Genomic DNA, 23,633 nt, shown 5'->3' with positions numbered 1-23,633 from the left:
TATGGAACTGAAAGACAAGATTTGCGTCGTCACCGGCGCGGCAAGCGGAATCGGCAAAGCCCTGTGCGAAGCCATCGCGGCAGAGGGCGCAAAAGCGGTGGTCGCGGTTGACCTTGACCTGGCGGGCGCCGAGGCGACGGCCAAGGATGTCGGCGGGCAGGCCTTTCAGGTGGATGTGTCGGACGAGGCGCAGATCGCCGCGATGATCGACACGGTCGAGGCAGAGATTGGCCCGATCGACCTGTTCGTGTCCAATGCGGGCATCCTTTCGATCGGGGGGCCGGAAGTGCCGAACTCGCAGTGGCAAAAAATATGGGAAATCAATGTGATGTCCCATGTCTGGGCGGCACGGCACCTGGTGCCGAAGATGATCGCACGCGGCGGGGGCTACCTTTTGAATACAGCGTCGGCGGCGGGTTTGCTCAATCAGGTCGGGTCGGCCCCTTACGGCGTGACAAAGCACGCGGCGGTGGGCATGGCTGAATGGCTGTCGATGACCTATGGCGACCAGGGCATCAAAGTATCCTGCCTGTGCCCGCAAGCGGTGCGCACAGAGATGACGCGCGGGCACGAAGAAGGCGTTGCCGCGCAAGACGGTATGCTGGAACCCGCGGACGCGGCCCGCGCCTGCATCGAAACGATCCGGGCCGAAACCTTCCTTGTCCTGCCGCATCCTTCGGTGCTGGATTACATGCGGATGAAAACCGCTGATTACGATCGCTGGCTGAGCGGCATGCGCAAGCTGAACCAACGGTTCGGCGGCCGGGTGGAAGGCTAACCGCCCTCGCGCCGTTTTCTGGCACAGAAAACGTCCCGGAAACCGTGATCGGTTTCCGGCGCCCCACGTGGCCTAACTGCGGGTCACTGGCCGCATCAGCCCTTCTTGGGCAACCGACGCGACCATCTTGCCCGAACGGTCGTAGATCGATCCGCGATTGAAGCCGCGCCCGCCGCCCGACCATGGGCTGTCCATCGTATACAGGTGCCAATCCTCGAACCGGCAGGGCGCGTGGAACCACATCGCGTGGTCAAGGCTTGCAGTCATCACCCCACCTTTGAACCACGTCACCCCATGCGGGCGCAGCGCCGACCCCAGCAGGTTCATGTCGGACGCATAGGCGAGCAAGCAATGTTGCATCTGCGGGCTTGAGCCCTGCGCGGCCTGCATCCGAAACCACAGATGATTGCGGTCGTCTGTCGGTTCCGGGTCAAAGAAATCGCGCGGCGCAACCTCGCGAATGTCGATAGGCCGCGGGCGCAGGAAATCCGCGCGGTGCTTTTCCGGTATCTTGTCGATGACCTCGCCCCGCAGCACATCCCGGTCTTTCCAGTGTTCTGGTCCCGTCACATCCGGCATCTCGTGCTGATGTTCCCACCCGGCTTCGTCGATATGGAAGCTGGCGGACATGTTCAGAATTTGCTTGCCGTGCTGAATTGCCACCACCCGCCGGGTGGTAAAGCTGCCGCCATCGCGCGCGCGGTCCACCTGGTAGATCACCGGGATCGACGGATCGCCGGGCCGGATGAAATAGGCGTGCAGGCTATGGCAAAGCCGGTCGGGAACCGTCCGGTAGGCTGCCGCAAGCGCCTGCGCGATGACCTGACCGCCAAAGATGCGGGTCGAAGTTTCGCCGCCCGATCCGATCCCACGGAACAGGTCGACCTCAAGCGGTTCGACATCCAGCAGTCTCAGAAGCACCTGATGTTCTTCAGCCATGCGCGCGCGCCTTTGCATACTCAATGAACGTGTCGAACGCCGCAGGGTTTGCCATGCTGTCGCGATTGACCACCGTCTTTGGATCCCCGCCCAGCAACAGCTTTTTCACCGGAACTTCAAGCTTCTTCCCGGACAGGGTGCGCGGCACTTCCGCAATCTGCACGATCTCATTCGGGATGAACCGCGCTGACACTGCCTCGCGGATCGCGCCGTTGATCTTGTCCTTCAGCGCATCGTCCAGTGGCGTTCCTTCTGCCAGCACGACGAACAAGGGCATGAAGCTGTCGCGTCCCAGAAATTCCAAATCCACCACGAGGCTGTCGATCACCTCGGGCAAGCCTTCGACCGCCTGATAGATTTCTGCCGATCCCATCCGCAATCCCTTGCGGTTGATGGTGGCGTCAGACCGACCGTAAATCACCGATCCGCCCTCGGCCGTGATCTCGATCCAGTCGCCATGCCTCCAGACACCCTCGTATGTATCGAAGTAGCTGTCCTTCAGTCGCGACCCGTCTTCATCGCCCCAAAAGCACAGCGGCATGGACGGCAAAGGTTCTGTACAGACCAGTTCCCCCACCTCGCCCACGACCTCATTGCCCTCCGCATCGAAGGAGCGGACCGCGTTGCCCAGCGCGCGGCACTGCATTTCGCCCGCCCGTACCGGCAGCATCGGGTTGCCAAGCACGAAGGCGCCTGCAAGGTCTGTCCCGCCGGAGATCGGCGCGAGCCAGAGATCGCGTTTCACATCCGTGTAGATCCAGTCATAGACATCGGAACTCAGCGGTGACCCGGTGGAGCCAAGCGCCCGCAGCGCGGACAGGTCCAGATCACGCGGAGTGACGCCAAACTTGCGGCACCCGTCGAAATAGGCCGCGCCCGCCCCGAAATTGGTCACGCTCTCATCCGCCACGAAACGCCAGATCACCCCCATATCGGGATGATTGGGCGCGCCATCATAAAGGCACAGCGTCGCCCCCTGCCCCAGCCCCGTCCACTGGGCGTTCCACATGATCCAGCCGGGGGATGTGAGCCATTGAAAGCGGTCCTGCGCCGTCAGGTTCTGGTGCAACGATTGCTTGCTGGCCTCCAGCACGATGCCGCCATGGCCATGAACAATCGGCTTCGGGTTTCCGGTCGTGCCAGAGGAATAGACGATCCAAAGCGGATGCTCGAACTCGACTTCCAGCGGGGTGAAAGGTACGTCGCGCCCGGTCATCGTGGACCAAGCGACATGTTCCGCAGGCACCGGATGCAGCATCGGAACCGTGACCCTATGGGTCAGTGATGGCAGCCCGGCGGCAATCGTATCGTTGATCGCGCTTCGGTCGATTGGCTTGCCCGCATGGATGTAGCCATCCTGCGCGATCAGCACCTTGGGTTCGATCTGACGGAACCGGTCAAGGATCGCCACATGGCCCATATCCGGCGCGCAAAGCGACCAGATCGCGCCCAGCGACGCCGTGGCGAGGAAAGCAATCAGCGCTGTTTCGGTGTTGGGCAGGATCGCAACCACACGGTCGCCCTTGCCGATGCCCATCTCAGTCAGGTGCGCGGCGACACTGGCCACCTGTCGCCGCAATTCGGACCATGTGACCTCGCTCCGGCCGAAGCTTTCCGATTGCACGATCAGCGCGGGTTTGTCCTGGGTGCGATCCGCATGGCGGAGCGGCTGCGCGGCATAGTTCAGCATCCCGCCCTTGCCCCACTGCGCGCCCGGCATATCACGTGACACAAGGAATTGCGTGGGCTTGGTGCCGACAATATCGAAATAGTCCCAGATGCTCTCCCAAAACGCCTCCAGTTCCGTCACCGACCAGTCCCAGGCGGCATTGTAATCGGCAAAACTCAGACCGCGTTCTGCTGCAAGCCAGCGCAGATAGGCCGCCATCGCGGTGTCTTGCGCAAAGGCGTCACTCGGGCTCCAAAGGATTTCGCGGCTCATTGCAGGGCTCCGTGGATCAGCGCCTTGAGCTGCGGACGCACCGGGTAGCTCGAAGACGGGGAAAGCTGTGTGAAGAAAACGACCGACAGGGCGTGGACCGGATCGACCCAGAAGAAAGTGGACGCCATGCCGCCCCAACTGAAATCACCGACCGAGCCGGGGCAGCGCGCGCGGCCCGGATCAAGGACCACGGCACCGCCAATGCCAAAGCCCATCCCATCCATCGGCTGCTCTGCGAAAGAAGTCGGCCCCATGCTGGCAATGTCGCCCCGCAGGTGATTGCGCATCATGAACGACAGGGTATGTGGCGACAGCAACCGGTCGCCGCCTATCGACCCGCCCCGACGCAGCATTTCAGCGAATTTCATGTAATCGTCGATGGTCCCGACAAGCCCGCCACCGCCCGAAAAGGTCTGCGCGTCCAGATAGGGCGATTTGTCCGACCGGTCCGTAAGCCGCAGCGTTTCCGAGGATTTTTCCGCGGCGTTGAACTCCATCGCGTCGCCGGCCAGCGGCGTATAAAGGCAGGCGAACCGGTCCCGCGCGTCCATCGGCACAGTGAACGCGGTGTCGCGCATCCCCAGCGGGCCGATGATCCGGTCTGCAAAGAAACGATCAAGGCTCTGGCCAGACACCGCCTCGACCACGCGGCCAATCACGTCGATCCCGACGGAATATTCCCAGCGTTCGCCCGGCGGGAATGCCAGCGGCAGGGTGGAGAGTTCCGCGGTCCGCTCCGCCAGCGATCCGCTGCGCGCAGAAAAGACGAGCTTGCGCGCGGCCATCTCATCGGGCAGCACCCCCGGATTGAACGGATAGCTGAACCCCGCCGTGTGGGTCAGGCATTGATGCAGGGTCGGCACTGCGCAAGGCTTTGTCTGATCAATGCGGGTTGCGCCCTGCACCAACGCCCGGCATTCGGCAAATTCCGGCAGGATGTCCGACAGCGGCTGGTCCAGATGTATCCGCCCCTCTTCCAGCAGCATCATCAGCGCGACAGAAGTGACCGGCTTGGTCATCGAATAGATGCGCGCGACCGTATCGCGTTCGAATGGCAGGTGGGCGGCAACATCGCGAAGCCCGGTTTGATGGAAATACGCCTCTAGCCCGTCCTGCAATATCAGGACCGACGCGCCCGGCAGCTTGCGCGCGTCTACATATCCCTGCATCCAATCCGCGATCCGTCCAAGTCGCTGCTGATCGAAACCTGCCATGCCCGCCTCCCTCTTGTCGGGAACAGTTTGGCCCGGTGACGCGACGCTCTCAAGGCCAAACCATTGACGCAAGATGCAGGACACGTAGCGTTTCAGGTGAATGACAGGGAGGAACGTCATGAAACTCTATTTCGCGCCCAACAGCCGGGCGGTTCGTATTGCATGGCTGCTGGAAGAGCTGGGGCTTGAATACGAATTGCAGCGCTTTGCGTTGGGGCACCCGGACATGCGGTCAGACGCGTTCCGGCGCGTCAGCCCAATGGGGCGGGTTCCAGTGCTGGAGGATGGCGATGTGACGCTGGTCGAAAGCGGTGCGATTGTCGAATATCTGCTTATCCGGCATGGCAATGGCAAATTCCGCCCGGCAGAGGACAGCACGGAGTTCCCAACCTATCTTCAATGGCTGCATTACAGCGAAGGTATGCTGATGCCGCCCGTGAACAATTACATGGTCGAAACCTTTTTCCTGCCGCCCGAACGGCGGTCCGAAGAACATGCGGGCCGCGCCAAACGGCTGCTGGGCCGGATGCTTGGCGGGGTAGAGCACGCGCTGGAGGGCAAGGAGTACCTGACCGGGGCGTTTTCCGGGGCGGATGTGATGACCGGCTCCGCCATCCTGTCGATACGCCAAATCGGCATCGACTTCAGCGAAGCGCCCAATTGCAACGCCTATGCCGACCGTTTGGCGGCGCGGCCCGCCTATCACAAAGCGCTCGCCCTCTGATTTCCGGCTGCGCATAAACGCGCGCCTTGCATCGGCGGTTTTCAGCGGGTGCCGACACAGGCCGATACTTGCAAAAAGTGTTAACGCGGCATTAACATTTTGGACTATGCAACCAGAAGGAATAGAAAATTGACGAAGTTATTATCTTCTATCGCAGTTGTTTTCGTATGTGCGACGCCTGTCTTTGCAGACCCCACGATCGGCCTTGGGCTTAATTTCACCTTTGGTGGTGGCCAGGTGAACCCCGGTGTGGGCTTGCGGGTTTTCTCCAATGATGAAGAAGACGAAGGCGCCGCATCTCTGGGTATTGATTACATGTTTGGTAGCCAAAGCTGGCGCGGTTCGATCGGCGCGGCCTATCTGATGGACAACACCTATGTGGAATTGAACGGCGGCTATGATTTTGGCCGCGGCACGTTTGATTTCGGTCTTGGTGGTGGCTGGGTTGATACCGATGGCGGTAGCAGCGGATCGGAAACACCGCCAGCAACGGAAAGCGGCCCGACCTAACGCGGCCGACGGCCGAACAGGGCGGCATTTCATTCCCTGACCGGCACATCCAATCGGTACGAACAAGGCCGGGCAGTCCATATGCGATCTGCCCGGCCTTAACATGTCGTCCCCTGACAAAGCCCAAGGCCGCGTGACGCGCCCCGGCACAGCAGGTCGGTTACACCTCCAGCCACTCCTTGCGGATATCGTCCCGCTCTTTGAGTTCCGCAGGCGTGCCTTCGAACACCACATGACCATGCCCCATCACATAGACGCGGTCCGCGATATCAAGCGCGATGGCCAGCTTCTGTTCCACCAGCAATGTCGCGATGCCCCGCTTGGCGATCTCTTGCAGCAGGTCCGCCACGCGCTGGACCATTTGCGGTGACAGCCCTTCGGTCGGCTCGTCGATCATCACGAAATCAGGGTCGCCCATCAGCGTCCGGCACATGGTCAACATCTGCTGTTCACCGCCGGACAGAACCGATGCCTCCACATCGGCGCGCCGCCCGAGGTTTTCGAACATGTTGAACATGTCCTGCATCGCCCAGCGCCCCGCACCGTCCTTCTGACCGGGCTTCAACCCCAGCACAAGGTTCTGGCGGGTCGTCAGACCCGGAAAGATGTCGCGGTTTTCCGGCACATATCCGATCCCCAGATTGGCAACCTCATAGGCCTTCTTTCCGGCGATCTCCTGCCCGCGAAATTTGACCGATCCAAAGGGTTCGACCTCGCCCATCACCGCCTTGCAGGTGGTGGACCGGCCAACGCCGTTACGCCCCAAAAGGGCAACGATCTCGCCCTCGCCGATGGACATGTTCACGCCCTGAAGGATGTGGGACTTGCCGTAATAGGCGTGCAGATTCTCGATTTCCAGCATTAGTGTTCCGCCTCCAGCGCCGCGCCAAGATAGGCCTCTTGCACGCGGGCATTGCCGCGCACCAATTCCGGTGTGTCCGTTGCGATGATTTCGCCATAGACCAGCACGCTGATCCGGTCGGCAAGGCCGAACACCACGCCCATGTCATGTTCCACCATGATCAGCGTCTTGTTCTCTGTCACCTTGCGGATCAGATCGACGATATAGTCGGTTTCAGAATGGCTCATCCCCGCAGTCGGCTCGTCCAGCATGATGACATCCGCACCGCCAGCGATGGTGATGCCGATCTCAAGCGCGCGCTGTTCGGCATAAGACAAGACCCCGGCAGGCAGATCGCGCCGTGCAGTCAGGTTGATCTGCTCCAAGATCGCTTCCGCCCCTTCGGTCAGTGCCCGTTGGCGGCTGACCATGTTCCAGAACGAATACTTGTATCCCTGGCTCCATAGCAGCGAACAGCGCACGTTTTCGAACACCGTCATGCGCGGAAAGATGTTGGTGATCTGGAACGATCGCGACAGGCCCCGGCGATTGATCTCGAACGGGGCCATCCCCTCAAGGTCATGCCCGTGCAACCGGATAGAGCCGGAACTTTTCGGGAACCGGCCCGTGATCAGATTGAACAGGGTGGACTTGCCCGCCCCGTTCGGCCCGATGATCGCATGGCGTTCGCCCTTGCCGATGGAGAGATCGACGCCTCGGATGATCTCTGTTTTGCCGAAGCTCTTGCGCAGCCCGTCTAGCTGCAATGCCGGAACGCTCATGCTGCACCTCCATCGGGGCTATTGGCGTCATGCCATGCGGCGGCCATGTCCGGCGCCGTCTTCTTGGTCAGCCAGAAGCCGACAACCGTAACCGCAATCGCGACGATCCACGGCAGGGCGGAATGGCTGTCGAAACTGGTCCAGAACAGCGTCATCTCGTCGTCGCCCACGGCCGCATGACGATAGTGAAAGATCATCTCGATCAGGGCAGACGCACCAAGCACGGTGAAGAGCCCCGGAATCAGCGTCTTGAGATAGGGCACGATCAGGCGCCCCGCCTTGCCAAGCCGCAGCGCGGGCACATGCATCATGATCAGCCCCGCAAGGCCGCCGGGGAAATACATCACCGTCGCTACGAACAGGATGCCCGCGTAAAAGCCCCAAAGCTCGGTTTCGAGGCTGAGAACGGTCTGCACCAGCGTGAAGACAATCGCACCAAGAACCGGCCCGAAAAAGAAGCCTGCACCGCCCAGGAAGGTCACCAGCAGGATCAGCCCGGACGTGGTGAGGTTGAGGTTTTCTTCGGTCAGGATCTCATAGTTGATCGCGAAAAGCGCCCCCGCGATCCCGGCAAAGAACCCGGATGCGACAAAGCTGTAGAAGCGCACCCAGCGTGCGGAATACCCAAGAAACTCTGCCCGTTCCGGATTGTCGCGCACTGCATTGGCCATCCGTCCCACCGGCGTGCGCGAGAACAGGTACATCAACGCGGCAGACACCATCAGCCAGAAGGCAATCAGGTAATACACCTCGATCTGTTGCAGGAATTCGATGCCGAAGAAGGGCAGCCCATAGGTCCGGTCGCCGGAAATCCCCTCTTCCCCGCCGAAGAATACGACGATGATGACAGAGCAAGCCGCGATCAACTCCCCCACCCCAAGCGAGATCATGGCAAAGACCGTGCCGGCGCTGCGGGTCGAAAAACTGCCGACGATCATGGCCAGCACCATGCCGACCAGCCCGCCGAAGATCGGCATCACCGGCAGCGGGAGCATGGCAAAAAAGTCGGACATGTTCATGATGTGAACGGTCGCGAAACCGCCCACGCCCATATAAACCGCGTGACCGAAGCTTAGCATCCCGCCCTGCCCCAGCAGCATGTTATAGGCGAGCGCGAAGATGATCGTGATCGCCATTTGGTTCATGATGGTGATGGCGGAATTGGCCTGAAAGAACAGCGGCATCACGATGACCAGCGCCCCGGCGATGAGCCATGGGATCAACGGTATCGTCAGGCTACCGGCGCGCAGACGCTGCGCGGGTTTGGTCGGGTCTGTGGCGAAATCTTCAGTCATGCGTCACGCTTCCCAAACAGCCCATAGGGGCGGAAAATAAGGATCAGAACCATCAGGATATACGGCAGGATGTCGGCGATCTGAGGCGAGGTCAGCGTCCAAAGATCACGCCACGCGCTGTCCCAGATCGGCTCCGGCTTGGTGAAGCCCAGCGTGGTCAGCAGGTCTTCCATCCGCAGGTTGTAGGCTTTGGCGAAGGTCGTGATCCATCCGATCAGCAGTGAAGCCACCAGTGCCCCCCACAAAGAGCCAAGCCCGCCGATCACGATGGTCACGAAGACGATGGAGCCAAGCACGAAGGCCATCCCCGGAAAGGTGGACAGAACCGGCCCGGCGATCACCCCGGCGACACCCGCCAGCGCGGTCCCGACGCCGAAAACGCCCATGAAGATCAGCGGAACGTTATGGCCCAGCGCCTCGACCGTGCGCGGATAGCTTAGCGCGGCCTGAATGATCATGCCGACCCGCGTGCGCGTCAGCACATAAAGCAGACCGATAAAGATCAGGACCGAGGTAAAGATCATGAAGACCTTGAAGGCCGGGATCGAATTTCCCGCGATGGAAAAGGCGGTGAATTGCAGGCTTTCAGGCGCTTCATAGGGCATCGCATTCTTGCCCCAGATGAATTGCACCAGTTCTTCGATCAGCAACGCCAGTCCGAAAGTAAAGATCAGCTCCGGTACGTGGCCATATTGGTGCACACGTCGCAAACCGTATCGTTCGACCCCCGCGCCCAATACGCCCACGACCAGCGGCGCGATCAAGAGCCCCATCCAGAAGCCCAGATAGATGCTGATCTGATAAGCGAAGTAGGCGCCAAGCATGTAGAAGCTGGCATGGGCGAAGTTGAGCACACCCATCATCGAGAAAATCAAGGTAAGCCCGGCCGACAGCATGAACAGCAAAAGTCCTGTCACAAGCCCATCGATCAGGTTGACGAGAATAAGATCCATCGATCCCTCCGGTCGGGAAATGTGGCCGCGCCGCGCGGTCGCGCAGGGGACATCATTTATTCAGTTGAACTGGGTACGACCGGCCTGCTGCGTTTTGGGCCAGCCCGGCGTATCGAACGGCCTGCCCCATAAGCAGGGCAGGCCATGTGCCAGTTACGGCCGGCGCATCTTGCAGGTTGTTGCGCTATCCATCGACGCCATTTCGATCGTCGACTCGGTCAGGATACCGTAGCCGGACGTATCGTAATCGAACTCGATGTTCTCGTCGGTATGGACGCCCACATTCATGTCCTGGATCAACTGGTGATCCTGCGGGCGCATGAAGACCTTGCCGCCCCACATGCTCTCGTATTCCATGCCTTCAAGCTGCTTGGCCACTTCGACGACATCGTCCGCTGTGCCCGCCCCTTCGATGGCTTGCGCCAGCATACCGATCACGTTGAAGATACGGCTCTGGTCGATATTGCCTTCCGGGTACTTTTCCTTGAACGCGTTATAGGCCGCACGCGCTTCTTCGGATGCAATCGGATTGATCCCCCCTTGCGAGATCAGGCGAATGCGCCCCTTGCCGGTGTCCCCGAAGGCCGCCGTGATACCGGAACCCGCCGCGTAGTAGGTGTAGATCGGGCCCTCAAAGCCGTTTTCGATCACCGATTTGCCAAGGCCCAGCATGTCTGCACCCCAGTTCCCGGTAATGACCGCGTCCGCACCCGAAGCGTTGATCTTGCGGCTATAGGGGGTGAAGTCCTTCACCTTGCCAATCGGGTGCAACTCGTTCCCGACGATTTCGATATCGGGCCGCTTCTCACCAAGGAACTTGGTGGCCGCTGCGGCGACCGCCTTACCAAAGGAATAGTCCTGACCGATGATATAGACCTTCTTGATGTCTTCATTGGCGACAATCACATCGGTCAGCGCGTCCATCTTGATGTCCGCATTCGCGTCAAACCGGAAGTGCCAGAAGTTGCATTTGTCATTGGTCAGCGCCGGATCGACCGCCGCATAGTTCAGGAACAGAACGCGGCTATCCGGGTTGCGGCGATTATGCTTGTCGATCGCATCGGTCAGCGCGTTTGCCACGCCCGAAGAGTTCCCCTGCGCGATATAGCGGATGCCTTGGTCAATCGCGACCTGAAGCTGGATCAGTGACTCCTTGGGGCTGATCTTGTTGTCGAACGCCACGATCTCAAAGTTGCGCCCGTCCAATACGCCCCCGTTTTGATTGACCATGTAATCGGCTGCGAACTCATATTGGTGCAGACCATTTGTCCCGGTGCTGGCGAAGGGCCCCGACAGCGGGTCGATAAAGGCAATTTTGACGTTTTCGGCGAAACCGGAAGCAGCTGACAAAGCTACCGCCAGCGCGGCGCCAAGGCCGAGCTTGAGTGATTTTTTCATTGTTGTCCTCCCTAGACAAGTGCCCGACACGGCCTTTTGCGGCCATTCTCCTCACGTCGGGTCAACTTGAAGGGTTGCATATCGGCGTAATAAGTCAACCTTTGCGCCGATAAACGTGACGTAGCGTCAAGACCCGCGCAGGAAACGCAGCCCGCTTTCCGCGAACAGCGGAACATAGGCGCCCAGCTTCAATGCGCGCTCCGGGTTGGAGGCATTTCCGTCCAGCCCGCGCTTGAGAACGCCCTGGCAGATCCCCGCCATCCGGAAGAACGAAAACGCCACGAACACATTCAGGTCCGCGACATCCGCAAGCCCGCGTCGCTCGCAATATTTGGCGACGAATTCCGCATCCGACGGCAAGCCCATCGCCTTACGGTCAATCCCCGCCAAGCCGCGCCCTTCGGCGCCTGCCGGCAATTGCCACTGCATGATGACCTGCGCCAGATCCGCAAACGGATGCCCGATGGTCGAAAGCTCCCAATCCAGAATGGCAAGGCACTTCGTCCCTTCGGACGCAAAGATCATGTTGTCGATCCGGTAATCGCCATGCACCAGCGTGCGCTGTCCGTCATCTTCGGGAAGCTGTTCGCCAAGCTCTGCGATCAGGCTGTTCATCGCCGGGATATCGACCGTTTCGGATGCGCGGTACTGCTTTGTCCAGCGCCCGAGTTGCCGCTCAAGGTAGTTGCCTTGCGGTCCGTAATCGGACAGGCCCGTCGCTTCGAGATCGACCTCGTGCAGCGCGGCCAGCGCGCGGTTCATGTCGTCGATGACACCGGCGCGCGTTTGCGGCGTTTCGTCCTTCATCGTCGGTTCGTTGAAATTGCGCCCGTCCACGTGGTCCATGATGTAGAACATGGACCCGATCACATCGTCGTCCTCGCACAGAATATGCATCTTCGCGACCGGCACATCCGTGTCCCAAAGCGCGGCCTGCACCCGAAATTCCCGGTCGACCTGATGCGCGGATTTCAAAAGCTGCCCCGGCGGCTTGCGGCGCAGCACATAGTTGCCCGCGCCGGTTTTCAGCAGGAAGGTCGGGTTGGATTGACCGGTCTGGAATTTGATCGCCTCAATCGGACCATCAAACCCCGGAAGCTTGTCTTTCAGATACGCGGCCACCGCGCCGGTATCGAGCGTTTGCGTGTCCATGAGTGTCCTCCCAGTCGGTACGTGCTATGTGCGGCCCCGCCCTGCGGTTTTGCGGGCCCGGCCTTGCAGCTCATCAAATTGGTCTCGGCACGTCCCCCAACCGCCAAAAGCGGCAAAGCGGGAGGCGCTGCGGGGCGGGGCGTCATCCGGTCAACTGTAGCTCAACAGGTCCGGCGCCGCATCAAAATGCGGTGTCGCGTTGAACTCGGCCAGCATCATACGCCCGCGCGAAAAGATAAAACGGTGTAAGGAACTGTTCTTCACCTGAAGGTTCAGCTCCATCATCATCGGGTCCGGCGCGCCAAGCGTGCTGGCGACGATCTGGCCGATCACACCGCCAGACGACACAACCAGAACGCGGCGCGCGTCGGTATCGGTGGCAAAGCCAAGGGCATCCGCCACCCGCCCGCGGAATTCGCCCCAGCTTTCCGCCGCCCCGGCGATATGGTCCTGCTGCCATTCAAGGATCGTATCGCGCAGGGTTCGGAAATGGGTCTTGCGGTCCTGCATGACCGGCTCGGGGGCCTGCCCCCCGAACCGCGTGTTGAGCAAGTCGTGAAAGTCATACTCGTTAAAGCCCGCGTGCCGTTCGGTGGTGCCGTCGAACCCCATCTCGGCCAGTGTCTCCACCTGCCGGTCAAGGGTTCCGGTCACCATCCGGTCAGGCACCCAGCCCGTACGCCGCAGATGCGCCGCGACCGCACGGGCTTGGCGACGTCCCAGATCGCTCAGACGGTCATAATTGTCTGAGCCGAAGGCCGCCTGCCCATGCCGGACGATAACAAGTTCGGCCATTCAGAGCACTTCAAAGAGGCCAGCAGCCCCCATGCCGCCGCCGACACACATGGTGCAGACCACGTATTTCGCGCCACGCCGTTTGCCTTCGATCAGCGCCGTGCCGACCATCCGCGCCCCGGACATGCCATAGGGGTGGCCGATGGAAATCGCGCCGCCATTCACGTTCAACAGCTCGTCCGGGATGCCCAGCTTGTCGCGGCAATACATCACCTGAACCGCGAAGGCTTCGTTCAGTTCCCACAGGCCGATGTCGTCCATCTTCAGCCCATGCGCTTCAAGCAGCTTTGGCACCGCATAGATCGGCCCGATGCCCATCTCGTCCGGCTCGCACCCTGCGGCCATGACGCCCACATAACGACCCAGCGGCTGCAGGCCTTTCTTTTCGGCCAGACCAGCTTCCATCACCACGGCGGCAGAGGCACCGTCGGACAATTGCGAGGCGTTGCCAGCAGTGATGAACTTGCCTTCCTTGATGTGGATACCGTCCTTGAAGACCGGCTGCAGCCCGCCCAGCGACTCCGCGGACGTACCGGGGCGGTTGCCCTCATCCTTGGCCAGCGTCACCTCATGTTCGGTGATTTCCTTGGTCTCGCGGTTCTGCATCTTCATGATGGTCGTGATCGGCGCGATCTCGTCATCCAGGCGGCCCGCTTCTTGCGCCGCATGGGTCCGGTCCTGGCTTTGCGCGGCGTATTCATCCTGCGACTCGCGGCTGATGCCATAGCGTTCCGCCACGGTTTCCGCCGTTTCCAGCATGCTCATGTAGATCTCAGGCTTGGTTTCCCTAAGCCAGGAATCTGCGTTCACCCGCATATCCGGCGTCTGCACAAGCGAGATACTTTCGACACCCCCGCCGATGGCCACATCCATACCGTCATGGACGACCTGCTTGGCTGCAGTTGCAATCGCCATCATGCCAGAGGCACATTGGCGATCCATCGACATGCCTGCGACCGTCACCGGCAAGCCGGCGCGAATGGCGGCCTGACGCGCGATGTTGCCGCCCTGATACCCCTGCTGAAGCGCAGAGCCGAGAAGCACGTCCTGGACCTCGCCACCATCGATCCCCGCGCGCTTCACAGCGTGCTCGATCGCATGGGCGGCCAGCGCCTGAGGCGTCGTGGCATTGAGCGAACCGCGATAGGCCTTGCCAATCGGTGTCCGCGCGGTGGAGACGATAACTGCGTCACGCATGTGGATAGTCCTTCCTTCTGAAAATCTGTGTCACCAGCCGAGCTTGATGCCTTCGGCCGTGGCTGCCTTGCGGGCATACTTTCGGGTTTGGCCGAAGGCGTCTTGCAACTCCTCCTGCCCGTCTGGATCGGTGATCTGGTCCCATTGTGCGGCGACGGCTTCGGGCGTGACCTCGCCATCGATGCGCACGCCTTCGGTCTCATAGACACGGGTTTGCGCAAAGCAGCCTGCACCGGCACTCAGGATCGTGCGGGACGGGCCATTTTCGCTTACCAGATACAGAACGCCGGGCGTGATCGTTTCAGGCTTGAGCAGTGCCAACGCCTCTTCCGGCATCAGGTCTTCGGTCATGCGCGTGGCGGCCGTCGGGGCCAGAGTGTTCACGCGAATATCATCACGCGCCCCTTCGATATGCAGCACGTTCATCAACCCCATCATCGCCGCTTTCGCCGCGCCATAATTGGACTGACCGAAATTGCCATACAGCCCCGACCCGGACGAGGTCAGCACGATGCGGCCATACTTGGCCTCGCGCATATGCGGCCAGACGGCGTGACAGCAATTGGCCGTCCCCATCAGGTGCACATCCACAACCTTGCGGAAATCGTCCAGGGACATCTTGGCAAAGGTCTTGTCGCGCAAGATACCGGCATTGTTGACCAAAATGTCGATCCGACCCCAGCGATCCATCGTCTTGGCGACCATATCCTGCGCCTGAGCGGCGTCGGACACATCCGCACCATGGGCCATTGCCGCGCCGCCCGCAGCTTCGATTTCGGCCACGACATTTTGCGCGGCGTCCGACCCGGTAAGGCTGCCATCCGTGGCAACCCCCAGATCATTGACCACAACCTTGGCCCCGCGTTCGGCCAAGGCCAGCGCGTGACAGCGGCCAAGGCCAACCCCCGCGCCGGTTACGATGGCAACCCGATCGTCGAAACGAATGCTCATCGGTCAGCCCTCCAGCGCGGCGCGGAACAGGTTCGGCCCGCTCATGACCTGAATTCCCCCCGACACCGGCAGGATCGCGCCCGTCAGATAGGCACCGCCGCGCCCGCACAGGAACTGCATGCAGCCTGCGATATCCTCGGGGCTGCCAACGCGGCCCAGCGGCACGTCTTCTCCGACCTTTTCACGGGTTTGTTCATCCGCTGTGGCAAAGGCGGTCATGCGCGACACAAACGGCCCCGGGGCCAGCGCATTGACGGTGACGTGATGCCCGGCCAGTTCCTTGGCCATGATCCGCGTGATCTGGTGTACCGCCGCCTTGGACGCAGCATAGGAATAGGCCCCGTCGCCCAGCGGCGCATCCCCCATGACAGAGCCGACATTGACCACGCGCGTCGGGTCTTCGGGCGTGGCGGTCTTGATCAAAAGCGGCAACAGCTTTTGCGTCAGATGGAACAGGCCCGCGTTATTGACGCCCATGACCTTGCCCCACGCATCGAAGGGAAACTGCCCCATCGGCGCGCCCCAGCTGATGCCCGCATTGTTCATCAGGATATGCAGCTTGTCGGTGCGCTTCTCGACCTCTGCCGCCAAGGCGTCGACACCCTCCTCAGAGCCGACATCGCCCTCGAACCCTTCGGCAGATCCGGGCGTGCCCAGCGCATTCAATTCTTCCGCAACCGCGGCACATGCGCCTTTCTTGCGCGACGCGATCAGCACATGCGCGCCCGCCTGCATCAGCCCCTCGGCGGCCATGCGGCCAATCCCCGTGGCGCCGCCGGTGACAAGGGCGACCTTGCCCTTCAAGGAAAACAGGTGTTCCGGTGTCATTGTCATCTCTCCCATCAGATTTCGCGCAAGCGGGCGACAATCGCGGCATGATAGCCGTAATCCCCAAGCCATTCGGCGGCGACCCGCGCGCGTTTCATGTAAAATCCCATATCGAATGCATCGGTCATGCCGATGCCGCCATGCATCTGAACGCCTTCCTGCACCGCCAGCGTCACCGTCTGCGTCGCCCGTGCCTTGGCCAACGAAACGGCAAGCGTGGCCTGCGCCGGATCTTCATCCAGCTTCCGGCCCGCATGCGCGATGGCAGAGGCGGTCACTTCGGTCTCGCACCACAGATGCGCGGCGCGGTGCTGCAAGGCCTGAAACATGCCAATCGGCACGCCGAACTGCTTGCGTTCCTTCAGATACTCGACCGTCATCGCAAAAGCCCCCGCCGCGACACCGCCCATTTCAGCGGCAAGCGCGGCCTGACCGGCTTCCAGCGCGGGACGCAGGACAGTCATCGCATCATCGACCTGCCCCAACACGTCATCGCCCGTGGCCGCCACCGCGTCAAAGGTGATCCGCGCCGCGTCGCGGCTATCGACCAGGCTCATCGCGCTGCGGGTGATCCCATCCCGATCCGTTGGCAGATCGAACAGCGTCAGCCCCTCGCCGGTGCGTGCCAGAACCAGAACGCGGTCGGCGCTCATCCCGTCGCAGACAAAGGTCTTGGCCCCGGAAATCCGGAACCCGTTGCCATCGGCCACGGCCTCCATCTGCGCGGCATCCGGGTCATGCTTCGGCCCTTCGTCCACGGCCAGCGCATAGATCGTCTTGCCTTCCGCGATGCCACGCAGCGCGGCGCTCGCCCGGTCATTGGCGACCTGTCGCAGCGCGGTCGCCGCGATTACTGCCGTGCCGATGAAGGGAGAGCAGACAAGCGTTTTGCCCATCTCTCCGGCAAGAATTCCTGCTGCGGCATGGCCCATATCGGCCCCGCCCGCCTCTTCCGGCACCAGAACACCGGTCCAGCCCATCTCGGCCATCTGCGCCCAAAGGGCAGGATCATGCACCTTGCCAGCATCGCGCAGCCCGCGCAGATGGCTGACCGGCGCGGCATCGTCCAGAAACCCGCGAGCGGAATCGGCCAGCATGGTTTCGTCTTCTGTTTTCAACAAACTTGTCATGCAGGCAGCCCCAATACGCGGCGGGAAATGATGGACAACATGACCTCGGACGTGCCGCCCTCGATCGAATTGGCCTTTGACCGCAGCCAATCCGCCGGAAGGCTTCCGTGTGCGCCGTCCCATTCCAGCGCATCCGACCCACCGGCCAGCATCATCACCTCGTTCCGGCGCTTGTTCAGCTCCGTCCCGTAGTATTTCAGCATGGCAGACGCGTCGCCGACACTGCCGGTCTTGGCCATGTCCTTGTAGCGTTCCAGCGTCAGCCCCATAGCCAGCGCGTCGATCTCGCAGGTCATGGCACCGGCGCGCAGCACGGGATCATCGGCCCCGTCCAGCATCGCGCCAACGCCGCGCCCACCCAGCAGACCGCCACCGCCGCCAGAGATCATCTCGCGCTCATGCGTCAGCAGGTACTTGGCCACGTCCCAGCCACGGTTCTCTTCACCGACAACCTGTTCGCGCGGCACCTTCACATCATCGAAGAAGGTCTCGCAGAACGGCGAACTGCCCGAGATCAGCCGGATCGGGCGGGTGGAGACGCCCTCGCTCGACATATCGATCAGAACAAAGCTGATGCCCTTGTGCTTGGGCGCGTCCTTGTCGGTGCGCAGCAGGGCGAAAATCCAGTCGGCCTTGTCCGCGTAGGAGGTCCAGACCTTTTGGCCGTTGACCACGAAGTGATCGCCCCGCGGTTCTGCCCGCGACTGGACAGAAGCCAGATCGGACCCAGCGCCCGGTTCGGAATAGCCCTGACACCAGCGCACCTCGCCGCGCGCGATGGGCGGCAGGTAATGCGCTTTTTGTTCATGGGTGCCGAAATGCAGCAAGGCGGGGCCAAGCATCCAGATGCCAAAGCTTTGCAACGGGCTGCGCGCCTTGATGCGGCGCATTTCCGATTGCAAAATCTTGTCCTCGTCACGGCTTAGACCACCGCCACCATAGTCCTTGGGCCATGTCGGCACAGTCCAGCCCTTGGCGGCCATCCGCTCCAGCCAGACTTTCTGCGCCTCGGATTGGAACTGCCAGCGCTTGCCGCCCCAGCAGATGTTTTCCTCACCGCTCCCACCATCGCGCATCTCTTCGGGGCAATTGGCCTCAAGCCAATCGCGCACCTCAGCGCGGAACGCGTCAAGCGCCTCCGTCATCGATTTCCTCCCTTGAAAGTGCCGCCACGTTCCACCCGATCCGGGTTTACAGCGGCACACAGTCACAGGCAGGATCACCCAAAGATTGTAAAACGTCACCCCGTTTCGTTACGTCACGAGACCACGCTGCGGGGGATCATGGGAGGATCAGATGAAAGCAATGCTCAGCACCGCCCCCGGCGGACCCGATACGCTGGAATGGACGCAGATGCCCATGCCGGAGCCGAAGAAGGGCGAGGTCCGCATCGCGGTAAAGGCGGCAGGGGTAAACTTCCCCGATACGCTGATTATTCAGGATTTGTATCAGATCAAACCGCCACGGCCCTTCGCGCCCGGCGGTGAAATCGCGGGCGTGGTCGAGGCCGTCGGCGAAGGGGTCGATACCCTTTCCGAAGGCGACCGCGTGATCGCGACGCCGGGCTTTGGCGGCTTCGTCACGCATCTATGCGTGCCCGCCGAGATCTGCATCCCGATTCCCGACACGATGCCCTTCGATGAAGCCGCCTGCTTCATCTTCACCTATGGCACGTCGTTCTATGCGGTGAAGGATCGCGGCTATCTGGACGAAGGCCAAACGTTACTTGTGCTGGGCGCGGCGGGCGGTGTCGGCTCTGCCGCGGTGGAGCTTGGCAAAGCCATGGGCGCGCGGGTGATCGCCGCCGTGTCGTCGGAAGACAAGGCGCAATTCTGCCGCGAGATCGGCGCGGATGAAACAATCATCTACCCGCGCGACATGGACCGCGCGGCGCAGAAGGAGTTCTCGAACAAGATCAAGGAACTCGCGCCCAAGGGAATCGACGTGGCCTATGATGCGGTCGGCGGTGCCTATGCAGAACCGGTGATCCGCGCCATGGCGTGGAATGGCCGGTTCCTGGTCGTCGGCTTCCCCGCCGGGATTCCGAGCATTCCGCTGAACCTCACACTGCTGAAATCCTGCCAGATCGTCGGCGTGTTCTGGGGCGCGGCGACGCGCATGGACCCGAAGGGGCACAAGGCCAATCTGGCCTCGCTGTTCCGGATGCATGCGGAAGGCAAGATCAAGCCGCGCGTGACCGCGTCCTATCCGATGGAAAAGGCGGCGGAGGCGCTCCACCACATTGCGGACCGCAAAGTTCTGGGCAAGATCGTCGTCACCGTCGATTAAAGCCCGTCCAGATGGCTGATATCGTTGAAACCACGGACATTCATCCGACCGTCCTGCACGACGATGCGGCTGATGGAGCCATTGGCCGCGCCGTGAAAGGCAAAGGGTTCGGACCCGGTGGCAATCGCCAGGGCGGCAGCGATCACGCCGCCATGGACCACAACCGCAACTTGCTGGTCGGAATGGGCCTCGGCCACGCGCATGATCCCGCGCCGGACACGCTCGAAAAAGGCTTCGCGCCGCTCGGCATTGGGGATCTCGCCCCAGTCCTGCCGCTCTATCGCGCGCTGATAGGCCGGGTCGCGCTCTGCCGCCTTGATGCGGTAGAGCCCGCCATCCCAATCGCCCAGATGGACTTCGTGCAGGTCAGGGTCTTCGACCGGCACAAGCCCCAGATGCCCGGCCAGCGGCGCGGCGGTCTGATGCGTGCGGCGCAGCTTGGTCACGTAAATGGCCCGGATCGGCGCATGGCGCAGACGCTCGCCCACACGTTCAGCCTGGCGTTCCCCCTGCGGATGCAGCGCCGGGTCGCCATGCCCGTCCTTCATCGCGAAAGACTGACCCGGACGCGCCGGTTCGCTTTCGCCATGACGCACAAGAAGAAGATCCGCCGCCCCCGCGGGCGGTGCATAGACCGGTTGCCGGTATTCCTGACCCATCGGTGTCCCCCAATTCAGTGTTACAGATAAGGAGCATATCTCATGTCGAACCGCCAGATCATCGTGGCAGAACTGCCCCAGGGTGAGCTAACCGAAAGCCACTACAAGCTACAAGACGCGCCAATGCCGGAACCCGGCGACGGTGAGGTGCTGCTGCGCACGGTGCTGATGTCCATCGATGCGGCAAACCGGGCATGGATGCAGGGCGCCAGCTACCGCGCAGCCGTGAAAGCCGGCGATGTGATGCCGACCTATTCCATCAGCGAAGTGATGAAATCCAACTCGCCGCGCCTGAAGGAAGGTGATCTTGTCGCCTGCGAAGGCGAATGGGCCGACTACATCACCATGCCCGCCCATAAATGCCAGAAGATGCCCCGCGTGCCACGTCTGGAAAACCTGTTGTCCGTCTTTGGCATTGCCGGCAAGACCGCCTTCCACGGGCTGATCCAAGTGGGTCAGCCGCTGGCGGGTGAAACCATCGTCGTCTCTGCCGCCGCCGGTTCCGTGGGCGGCTATGTCGGGCAGATCGGCAAGGCGCTTGGCTGCCGGGTCGTCGGGATCGCGGGCGGCCCGGAGAAATGCAAATGGGTTGTCGATCACCTGGGCTTCGATGCCTGTGTCGATTACCGCGAAGCGGGCCTGTTCAAGGCGCTGCGCTCCGAATGTCCCAATGGCGTTGATGTCTATTTCGACAATGTCGGCGGCGACGTGCTGGAAGCGGTGCTGGCGCTGATGAACGAACGTGGCCGCGTTGCCTGCTGCGGCGCGATCAGCCAGTACAACACGACGAACCCAAGCGGCCCGCGCAACCTGCCCGGCGCAGTGGTGATGAAACGCCTGCGCATGGAAGGCTTTATCGTGATGGATTTCGCCCGCGACGACGAAAAAGCCACCCGCGCCTTGCAGGCTTGGGTCGAAAGCGGCGCGATCAAAGTCGAAGAGGACGTGGTCGAGGGGCTGGAAAACGCGCCCAAAGCGCTGATCGGCCTGCTGGCGGGCGACAACAAAGGCAAGCGCATGGTGCGTGTCGGGGCGGACCCGGCATGAGCGCGATCGCAGACGCCAAGGCCGCGATGGAGGCGCAGATCGGCCAAGAGGTCGGCGTCTCCAACTGGATCACGGTCGATCAGGCGATGATCGACCAATTCGCCGAAAACACCCATGATGATCAGTGGATTCACGTGGACCCGGAGCGCGCCGCCAAGGAGACGCCCTTCGGTGGCACGATCGCCCATGGGTTCCTGACCCTAAGCCTGGCATCGCGGTTTGCCTATGACTGTTTCGACATGGCACCGGGGCAGGTGATGGGGATCAACTACGGCTTCAACAAGCTGCGGTTCCTGAACCCGGTCAAGGCCGGTGTCCGCGTGCGGGGGCGCTTTACCATGTCGGCCGTGACACAGCGCAATGACACCGACCTGCTGCGCGAGACCCAGTTGACCGTAGAGATCGAAGGTTCGGATACACCCGCGCTGGTGGCCGATTGGTTGGGCCTGTCGGTCTTTGCCAAAGACGCCTGACGCTTGAGAACCTGCGCGCGCGCCCCTAACTTGCCTCTGGCCGGACCAACCGGCATTGAGCGGGGCGCGCGACACATGACGACAGACCACATCGGCAATCCGACAAGGGGGTCGCAAGCGTGACCGCTGTCGCAACGTGGTTCAACAGAACTTTTACCGATCTTGCCCGCCAGATGCGCTGGTCCTACCTGCCGCCGCTCATGGTCTATTTCGCCGCCGGGGTGTCGGGGCTGACTTCCGTTGTCGGGGCGTTCTTCCTGAAGGATTATCTGGATCTATCGGCCGCGTTCATCGCGGGGCTGTCCTTCTGGGCTGGTCTGCCGTGGATTTTGAAGATGCCGATGGGCCATATCGTGGACCTGTTCTGGCGCTGGAAATCGCTGCTGATCCTGCTGGGGGCCGGGCTGATCGCGCTGTCTTTGCTGATCATGTACGGGCTGGTCACCCGCCCCGGCGAGATGCGCGAGATCGCCCCCTTGGCCACGTGGTATGTGATCGCGCTGATGCTCTCACCCTCTGGCTTTGCCATTCAGGACGTGGTGGCAGACGCGATGACGGTGGAAGCCGTCCCGCATACGGACGCCAACGGGCAAGAGCTGAGCACAGAGCAATCCCGCGCCTTGCACACGACCATGCAAACGCTGGGCCGGGTCGCGATTATCTCTGGTCTCGTCTTCGTTGCAGCGGTGAATATCTGGGTCTTTTCCGGGGCCAAAAGCCTGCCGCGCGACGAGAAACTGGCCCTGTATGGGCAGATTTACCTCGTGGCGCTGGTGATTCCGCTGATCTCTGTCAGCGGCATGGCGCTGCACGCGATGATGCTGCGCCTGCGTGCAAAACGCGGCCTGCCCGCCCCGCCCCCGCAGGAAGAGACGCAGGTTGATTGGGAAATCCTCGGCGGCGGCCTCGCCTTCGTGGTGCTAAGCGTGGGTTTGGGGCTTTCGGGCCTGACATATGCGCAGGAAATCGTCTTCGCCACGTCGATGGCCGTGATCCTTTTCCTGATCTCGCGCCTGCTGCGCGCGCTTGAGACCGAAGCCGCCCGCGTCCTGATTGGCACCGCTGCCATCATTTTTGTCTTTCGTGCAGTGCCCTTGCCGGGATCCGGCCTGACATGGTTCGAAATCGACGTGCTGGCCTTTGATGAACGGTTCCTGTCGATCCTGTCCCTGATCACATCGCTGCTGGCTTTGCTTGGCCTGTTCCTGCTGCGCCCCTTGATGGCTGAACGGTCGATTGCCCATATCGTCATGCTGCTGACCATCGCGGCGGGCGTGCTGTCGCTGCCGAACCTGGCGCTGGTCTATGGGCTGCACGAATGGACTGCCGCGCAGACCGGCGGCATCGTGGATGCCCGGTTCATCGCCATATTGGACACCGCGATTGAATCGCCCTTGGGGCAGATCGCGATGGTGCCGATGCTGGCCTGGATTGCCCGGAATGCGCCAAGCCACCTGAAGGCGACGTTCTTCGCGGTCATGGCCTCCTTTACCAATATGGCGCTGTCCGCCTCCAGTCTCGGGACCAAATACCTCAATCAACTGTTCACCGTGACCCGTGCCAGCGTCGACCCTGAAACCGGGGCTGTTACCTCCACCGCGGATTACAGCCAGCTAGGCGCTTTGCTGATTATCGTGGCGCTTATCACGCTTGCAGCACCGCTTCTGACGATCCTCTTTGTTCAAAATTCGCGCTTCCGTACAGAGGATTAACACCCCAAGTTGAACTTGGCGCTT

Annotated in this window: 23 protein-coding genes; 7 read left to right on the top strand and 16 right to left on the bottom strand. The window is 61.6% G+C overall.

From position 1 onward, the window contains the following. The first annotated feature begins 1 nt into the window (after position 1). A complete protein-coding gene (locus tag E4Z66_RS07170; RefSeq protein ID WP_136462323.1) occupies positions 2-778 on the top strand; it encodes an SDR family oxidoreductase in 777 nt (258 codons plus the stop codon). Between the two features lie 72 nt (positions 779-850). Here the strand turns inward: E4Z66_RS07170 and E4Z66_RS07165 are convergent, their stop codons facing one another. From E4Z66_RS07165 to E4Z66_RS07155, 3 genes are read right to left on the bottom strand one after another with little or no spacing between them, the layout of a single operon-like run. Then, positions 851-1,717 (bottom strand): acyl-CoA thioesterase, encoded by an 867-nt coding sequence (locus tag E4Z66_RS07165; protein WP_136462322.1) that lies wholly within the window; start codon positions 1,715-1,717, stop codon positions 851-853. After that, positions 1,710-3,659, bottom strand: coding sequence for an acetoacetate--CoA ligase (locus tag E4Z66_RS07160; RefSeq protein ID WP_136462321.1), 1,950 nt, complete (start codon positions 3,657-3,659; stop codon positions 1,710-1,712). Before E4Z66_RS07160 ends, E4Z66_RS07165 begins: the two co-directional genes overlap by 8 nt. Further along, positions 3,656-4,873, bottom strand: a complete 1,218-nt coding sequence (locus E4Z66_RS07155) for a serine hydrolase domain-containing protein (RefSeq protein ID WP_246035920.1) — start codon at positions 4,871-4,873, stop codon at positions 3,656-3,658. Before E4Z66_RS07155 ends, E4Z66_RS07160 begins: the two co-directional genes overlap by 4 nt. Before the next feature lie 118 nt (positions 4,874-4,991). Between E4Z66_RS07155 and E4Z66_RS07150 the strand changes: the two genes are divergently transcribed. Together E4Z66_RS07150 and E4Z66_RS07145 are read left to right on the top strand one after the other, a co-directional pair. Next, positions 4,992-5,597 carry a glutathione S-transferase family protein gene (locus E4Z66_RS07150; protein ID WP_136462320.1) on the top strand — a complete coding sequence of 202 codons (606 nt, stop codon included), beginning with the start codon at positions 4,992-4,994 and terminating at the stop codon, positions 5,595-5,597. A gap of 99 nt (positions 5,598-5,696) precedes the next feature. Next, on the top strand, positions 5,697-6,107 hold the full coding sequence (locus E4Z66_RS07145; protein WP_136462319.1) for a hypothetical protein: 411 nt from the start codon (positions 5,697-5,699) through the stop codon (positions 6,105-6,107). A gap of 160 nt (positions 6,108-6,267) precedes the next feature. On the opposite strand, the gene E4Z66_RS07140 is transcribed toward E4Z66_RS07145, so the two are convergent. The 12 genes from E4Z66_RS07140 to E4Z66_RS07085 all read right to left on the bottom strand — a co-directional run bounded on the left by E4Z66_RS07140 (position 6,268) and on the right by E4Z66_RS07085 (position 18,574). Beyond that, on the bottom strand, positions 6,268-6,969 hold the full coding sequence (locus E4Z66_RS07140; RefSeq protein ID WP_136462318.1) for an ABC transporter ATP-binding protein: 702 nt from the start codon (positions 6,967-6,969) through the stop codon (positions 6,268-6,270). Then, positions 6,969-7,730: an ABC transporter ATP-binding protein gene (locus tag E4Z66_RS07135; RefSeq protein WP_136462317.1), complete on the bottom strand. Its 762-nt coding sequence runs from the start codon at positions 7,728-7,730 to the stop codon at positions 6,969-6,971. Before E4Z66_RS07135 ends, E4Z66_RS07140 begins: the two co-directional genes overlap by 1 nt. Further along, positions 7,727-9,025: a branched-chain amino acid ABC transporter permease gene (locus tag E4Z66_RS07130; protein WP_136462316.1), complete on the bottom strand. Its 1,299-nt coding sequence runs from the start codon at positions 9,023-9,025 to the stop codon at positions 7,727-7,729. The genes E4Z66_RS07135 and E4Z66_RS07130 overlap by 4 nt, the downstream gene beginning before the upstream one ends. After that, the gene (locus tag E4Z66_RS07125) at positions 9,022-9,978 is read right to left on the bottom strand and encodes a branched-chain amino acid ABC transporter permease (protein WP_136462315.1); all 957 of its coding nucleotides are present in this window, start codon (positions 9,976-9,978) and stop codon (positions 9,022-9,024) included. Before E4Z66_RS07125 ends, E4Z66_RS07130 begins: the two co-directional genes overlap by 4 nt. A gap of 153 nt (positions 9,979-10,131) precedes the next feature. Further along, positions 10,132-11,376: a branched-chain amino acid ABC transporter substrate-binding protein gene (locus tag E4Z66_RS07120; protein WP_136462314.1), complete on the bottom strand. Its 1,245-nt coding sequence runs from the start codon at positions 11,374-11,376 to the stop codon at positions 10,132-10,134. A gap of 126 nt (positions 11,377-11,502) precedes the next feature. Further along, positions 11,503-12,528: a phosphotransferase family protein gene (locus E4Z66_RS07115; RefSeq protein WP_136462313.1), complete on the bottom strand. Its 1,026-nt coding sequence runs from the start codon at positions 12,526-12,528 to the stop codon at positions 11,503-11,505. 150 nt (positions 12,529-12,678) lie between these two features. Then, entirely contained in the window at positions 12,679-13,323 is a 645-nt protein-coding gene (locus tag E4Z66_RS07110) for a histidine phosphatase family protein (protein WP_136462312.1), read from the bottom strand. Continuing rightward, complete coding sequence (locus tag E4Z66_RS07105; protein ID WP_136462311.1) at positions 13,324-14,520, bottom strand: acetyl-CoA C-acyltransferase; 1,197 nt, start codon at positions 14,518-14,520, stop codon at positions 13,324-13,326. It abuts the gene before it with no gap. Positions 14,521-14,550: 30 nt separating this feature from the next. Continuing rightward, positions 14,551-15,471 (bottom strand): SDR family NAD(P)-dependent oxidoreductase, encoded by a 921-nt coding sequence (locus tag E4Z66_RS07100; RefSeq protein ID WP_136462310.1) that lies wholly within the window; start codon positions 15,469-15,471, stop codon positions 14,551-14,553. Positions 15,472-15,474: 3 nt separating this feature from the next. Further along, the gene (locus E4Z66_RS07095; protein WP_136462309.1) at positions 15,475-16,299 is read right to left on the bottom strand and encodes an SDR family NAD(P)-dependent oxidoreductase; all 825 of its coding nucleotides are present in this window, start codon (positions 16,297-16,299) and stop codon (positions 15,475-15,477) included. A 14-nt stretch (positions 16,300-16,313) separates the two neighbouring features. Next, positions 16,314-17,429 carry an acyl-CoA dehydrogenase family protein gene (locus tag E4Z66_RS07090; protein ID WP_211097124.1) on the bottom strand — a complete coding sequence of 372 codons (1,116 nt, stop codon included), beginning with the start codon at positions 17,427-17,429 and terminating at the stop codon, positions 16,314-16,316. Next, the gene (locus E4Z66_RS07085) at positions 17,426-18,574 is read right to left on the bottom strand and encodes an acyl-CoA dehydrogenase family protein (RefSeq protein WP_136462308.1); all 1,149 of its coding nucleotides are present in this window, start codon (positions 18,572-18,574) and stop codon (positions 17,426-17,428) included. The genes E4Z66_RS07090 and E4Z66_RS07085 overlap by 4 nt, the downstream gene beginning before the upstream one ends. A gap of 151 nt (positions 18,575-18,725) precedes the next feature. Between E4Z66_RS07085 and E4Z66_RS07080 the strand changes: the two genes are divergently transcribed. Further along, positions 18,726-19,718: an NADPH:quinone oxidoreductase family protein gene (locus E4Z66_RS07080; RefSeq protein ID WP_136462307.1), complete on the top strand. Its 993-nt coding sequence runs from the start codon at positions 18,726-18,728 to the stop codon at positions 19,716-19,718. On the opposite strand, the gene E4Z66_RS07075 is transcribed toward E4Z66_RS07080, so the two are convergent. Continuing rightward, positions 19,715-20,377: a histidine phosphatase family protein gene (locus E4Z66_RS07075; protein ID WP_136462306.1), complete on the bottom strand. Its 663-nt coding sequence runs from the start codon at positions 20,375-20,377 to the stop codon at positions 19,715-19,717. The two genes, E4Z66_RS07080 and E4Z66_RS07075, sit on opposite strands and share 4 nt — an antisense overlap. A gap of 42 nt (positions 20,378-20,419) precedes the next feature. Between E4Z66_RS07075 and E4Z66_RS07070 the strand changes: the two genes are divergently transcribed. The 3 genes from E4Z66_RS07070 to E4Z66_RS07060 all read left to right on the top strand — a co-directional run bounded on the left by E4Z66_RS07070 (position 20,420) and on the right by E4Z66_RS07060 (position 23,609). Further along, complete coding sequence (locus E4Z66_RS07070) at positions 20,420-21,424, top strand: NADP-dependent oxidoreductase (protein WP_136462305.1); 1,005 nt, start codon at positions 20,420-20,422, stop codon at positions 21,422-21,424. Beyond that, complete coding sequence (locus tag E4Z66_RS07065; protein WP_136462304.1) at positions 21,421-21,897, top strand: MaoC family dehydratase; 477 nt, start codon at positions 21,421-21,423, stop codon at positions 21,895-21,897. Before E4Z66_RS07070 ends, E4Z66_RS07065 begins: the two co-directional genes overlap by 4 nt. 173 nt (positions 21,898-22,070) lie before the next feature. Continuing rightward, entirely contained in the window at positions 22,071-23,609 is a 1,539-nt protein-coding gene (locus E4Z66_RS07060; RefSeq protein ID WP_136463049.1) for a folate/biopterin family MFS transporter, read from the top strand. The last annotated feature ends 24 nt before the right edge of the window (positions 23,610-23,633 follow it).

This window comes from Aliishimia ponticola, assembly GCF_004803475.1.
Lineage (GTDB): Bacteria > Pseudomonadota > Alphaproteobacteria > Rhodobacterales > Rhodobacteraceae > Aliishimia > Aliishimia ponticola.
Note: the sequence above shows the minus strand (reverse complement) of the source record. Positions and strands in the feature narration are given on the sequence as shown.

What these genes read in the sequence shown, in the direction of transcription:
- E4Z66_RS07135 (WP_136462317.1), bottom strand. Translation starts at nt 7,730, where the DNA reads ATGAGCGTTCCGGCATTGCAGCTAGACGGGCTGCGCAAGAGCTTCGGC.
- E4Z66_RS07155 (WP_246035920.1), bottom strand. Translation starts at nt 4,873, where the DNA reads ATGGCAGGTTTCGATCAGCAGCGACTTGGACGGATCGCGGATTGGATG.
- E4Z66_RS07090 (WP_211097124.1), bottom strand. Translation starts at nt 17,429, where the DNA reads ATGACAAGTTTGTTGAAAACAGAAGACGAAACCATGCTGGCCGATTCC.
- E4Z66_RS07105 (WP_136462311.1), bottom strand. Translation starts at nt 14,520, where the DNA reads ATGCGTGACGCAGTTATCGTCTCCACCGCGCGGACACCGATTGGCAAG.
- E4Z66_RS07165 (WP_136462322.1), bottom strand. Translation starts at nt 1,717, where the DNA reads ATGGCTGAAGAACATCAGGTGCTTCTGAGACTGCTGGATGTCGAACCG.
- E4Z66_RS07150 (WP_136462320.1), top strand. Translation starts at nt 4,992, where the DNA reads ATGAAACTCTATTTCGCGCCCAACAGCCGGGCGGTTCGTATTGCATGG.
- E4Z66_RS07120 (WP_136462314.1), bottom strand. Translation starts at nt 11,376, where the DNA reads ATGAAAAAATCACTCAAGCTCGGCCTTGGCGCCGCGCTGGCGGTAGCT.
- E4Z66_RS07060 (WP_136463049.1), top strand. Translation starts at nt 22,071, where the DNA reads ATGCGCTGGTCCTACCTGCCGCCGCTCATGGTCTATTTCGCCGCCGGG.
- E4Z66_RS07125 (WP_136462315.1), bottom strand. Translation starts at nt 9,978, where the DNA reads ATGGATCTTATTCTCGTCAACCTGATCGATGGGCTTGTGACAGGACTT.
- E4Z66_RS07065 (WP_136462304.1), top strand. Translation starts at nt 21,421, where the DNA reads ATGAGCGCGATCGCAGACGCCAAGGCCGCGATGGAGGCGCAGATCGGC.
- E4Z66_RS07070 (WP_136462305.1), top strand. Translation starts at nt 20,420, where the DNA reads ATGTCGAACCGCCAGATCATCGTGGCAGAACTGCCCCAGGGTGAGCTA.
- E4Z66_RS07160 (WP_136462321.1), bottom strand. Translation starts at nt 3,659, where the DNA reads ATGAGCCGCGAAATCCTTTGGAGCCCGAGTGACGCCTTTGCGCAAGAC.
- E4Z66_RS07085 (WP_136462308.1), bottom strand. Translation starts at nt 18,574, where the DNA reads ATGACGGAGGCGCTTGACGCGTTCCGCGCTGAGGTGCGCGATTGGCTT.
- E4Z66_RS07115 (WP_136462313.1), bottom strand. Translation starts at nt 12,528, where the DNA reads ATGGACACGCAAACGCTCGATACCGGCGCGGTGGCCGCGTATCTGAAA.
- E4Z66_RS07130 (WP_136462316.1), bottom strand. Translation starts at nt 9,025, where the DNA reads ATGACTGAAGATTTCGCCACAGACCCGACCAAACCCGCGCAGCGTCTG.
- E4Z66_RS07100 (WP_136462310.1), bottom strand. Translation starts at nt 15,471, where the DNA reads ATGAGCATTCGTTTCGACGATCGGGTTGCCATCGTAACCGGCGCGGGG.
- E4Z66_RS07075 (WP_136462306.1), bottom strand. Translation starts at nt 20,377, where the DNA reads ATGGGTCAGGAATACCGGCAACCGGTCTATGCACCGCCCGCGGGGGCG.
- E4Z66_RS07110 (WP_136462312.1), bottom strand. Translation starts at nt 13,323, where the DNA reads ATGGCCGAACTTGTTATCGTCCGGCATGGGCAGGCGGCCTTCGGCTCA.
- E4Z66_RS07080 (WP_136462307.1), top strand. Translation starts at nt 18,726, where the DNA reads ATGAAAGCAATGCTCAGCACCGCCCCCGGCGGACCCGATACGCTGGAA.
- E4Z66_RS07095 (WP_136462309.1), bottom strand. Translation starts at nt 16,299, where the DNA reads ATGACACCGGAACACCTGTTTTCCTTGAAGGGCAAGGTCGCCCTTGTC.
- E4Z66_RS07140 (WP_136462318.1), bottom strand. Translation starts at nt 6,969, where the DNA reads ATGCTGGAAATCGAGAATCTGCACGCCTATTACGGCAAGTCCCACATC.
- E4Z66_RS07170 (WP_136462323.1), top strand. Translation starts at nt 2, where the DNA reads ATGGAACTGAAAGACAAGATTTGCGTCGTCACCGGCGCGGCAAGCGGA.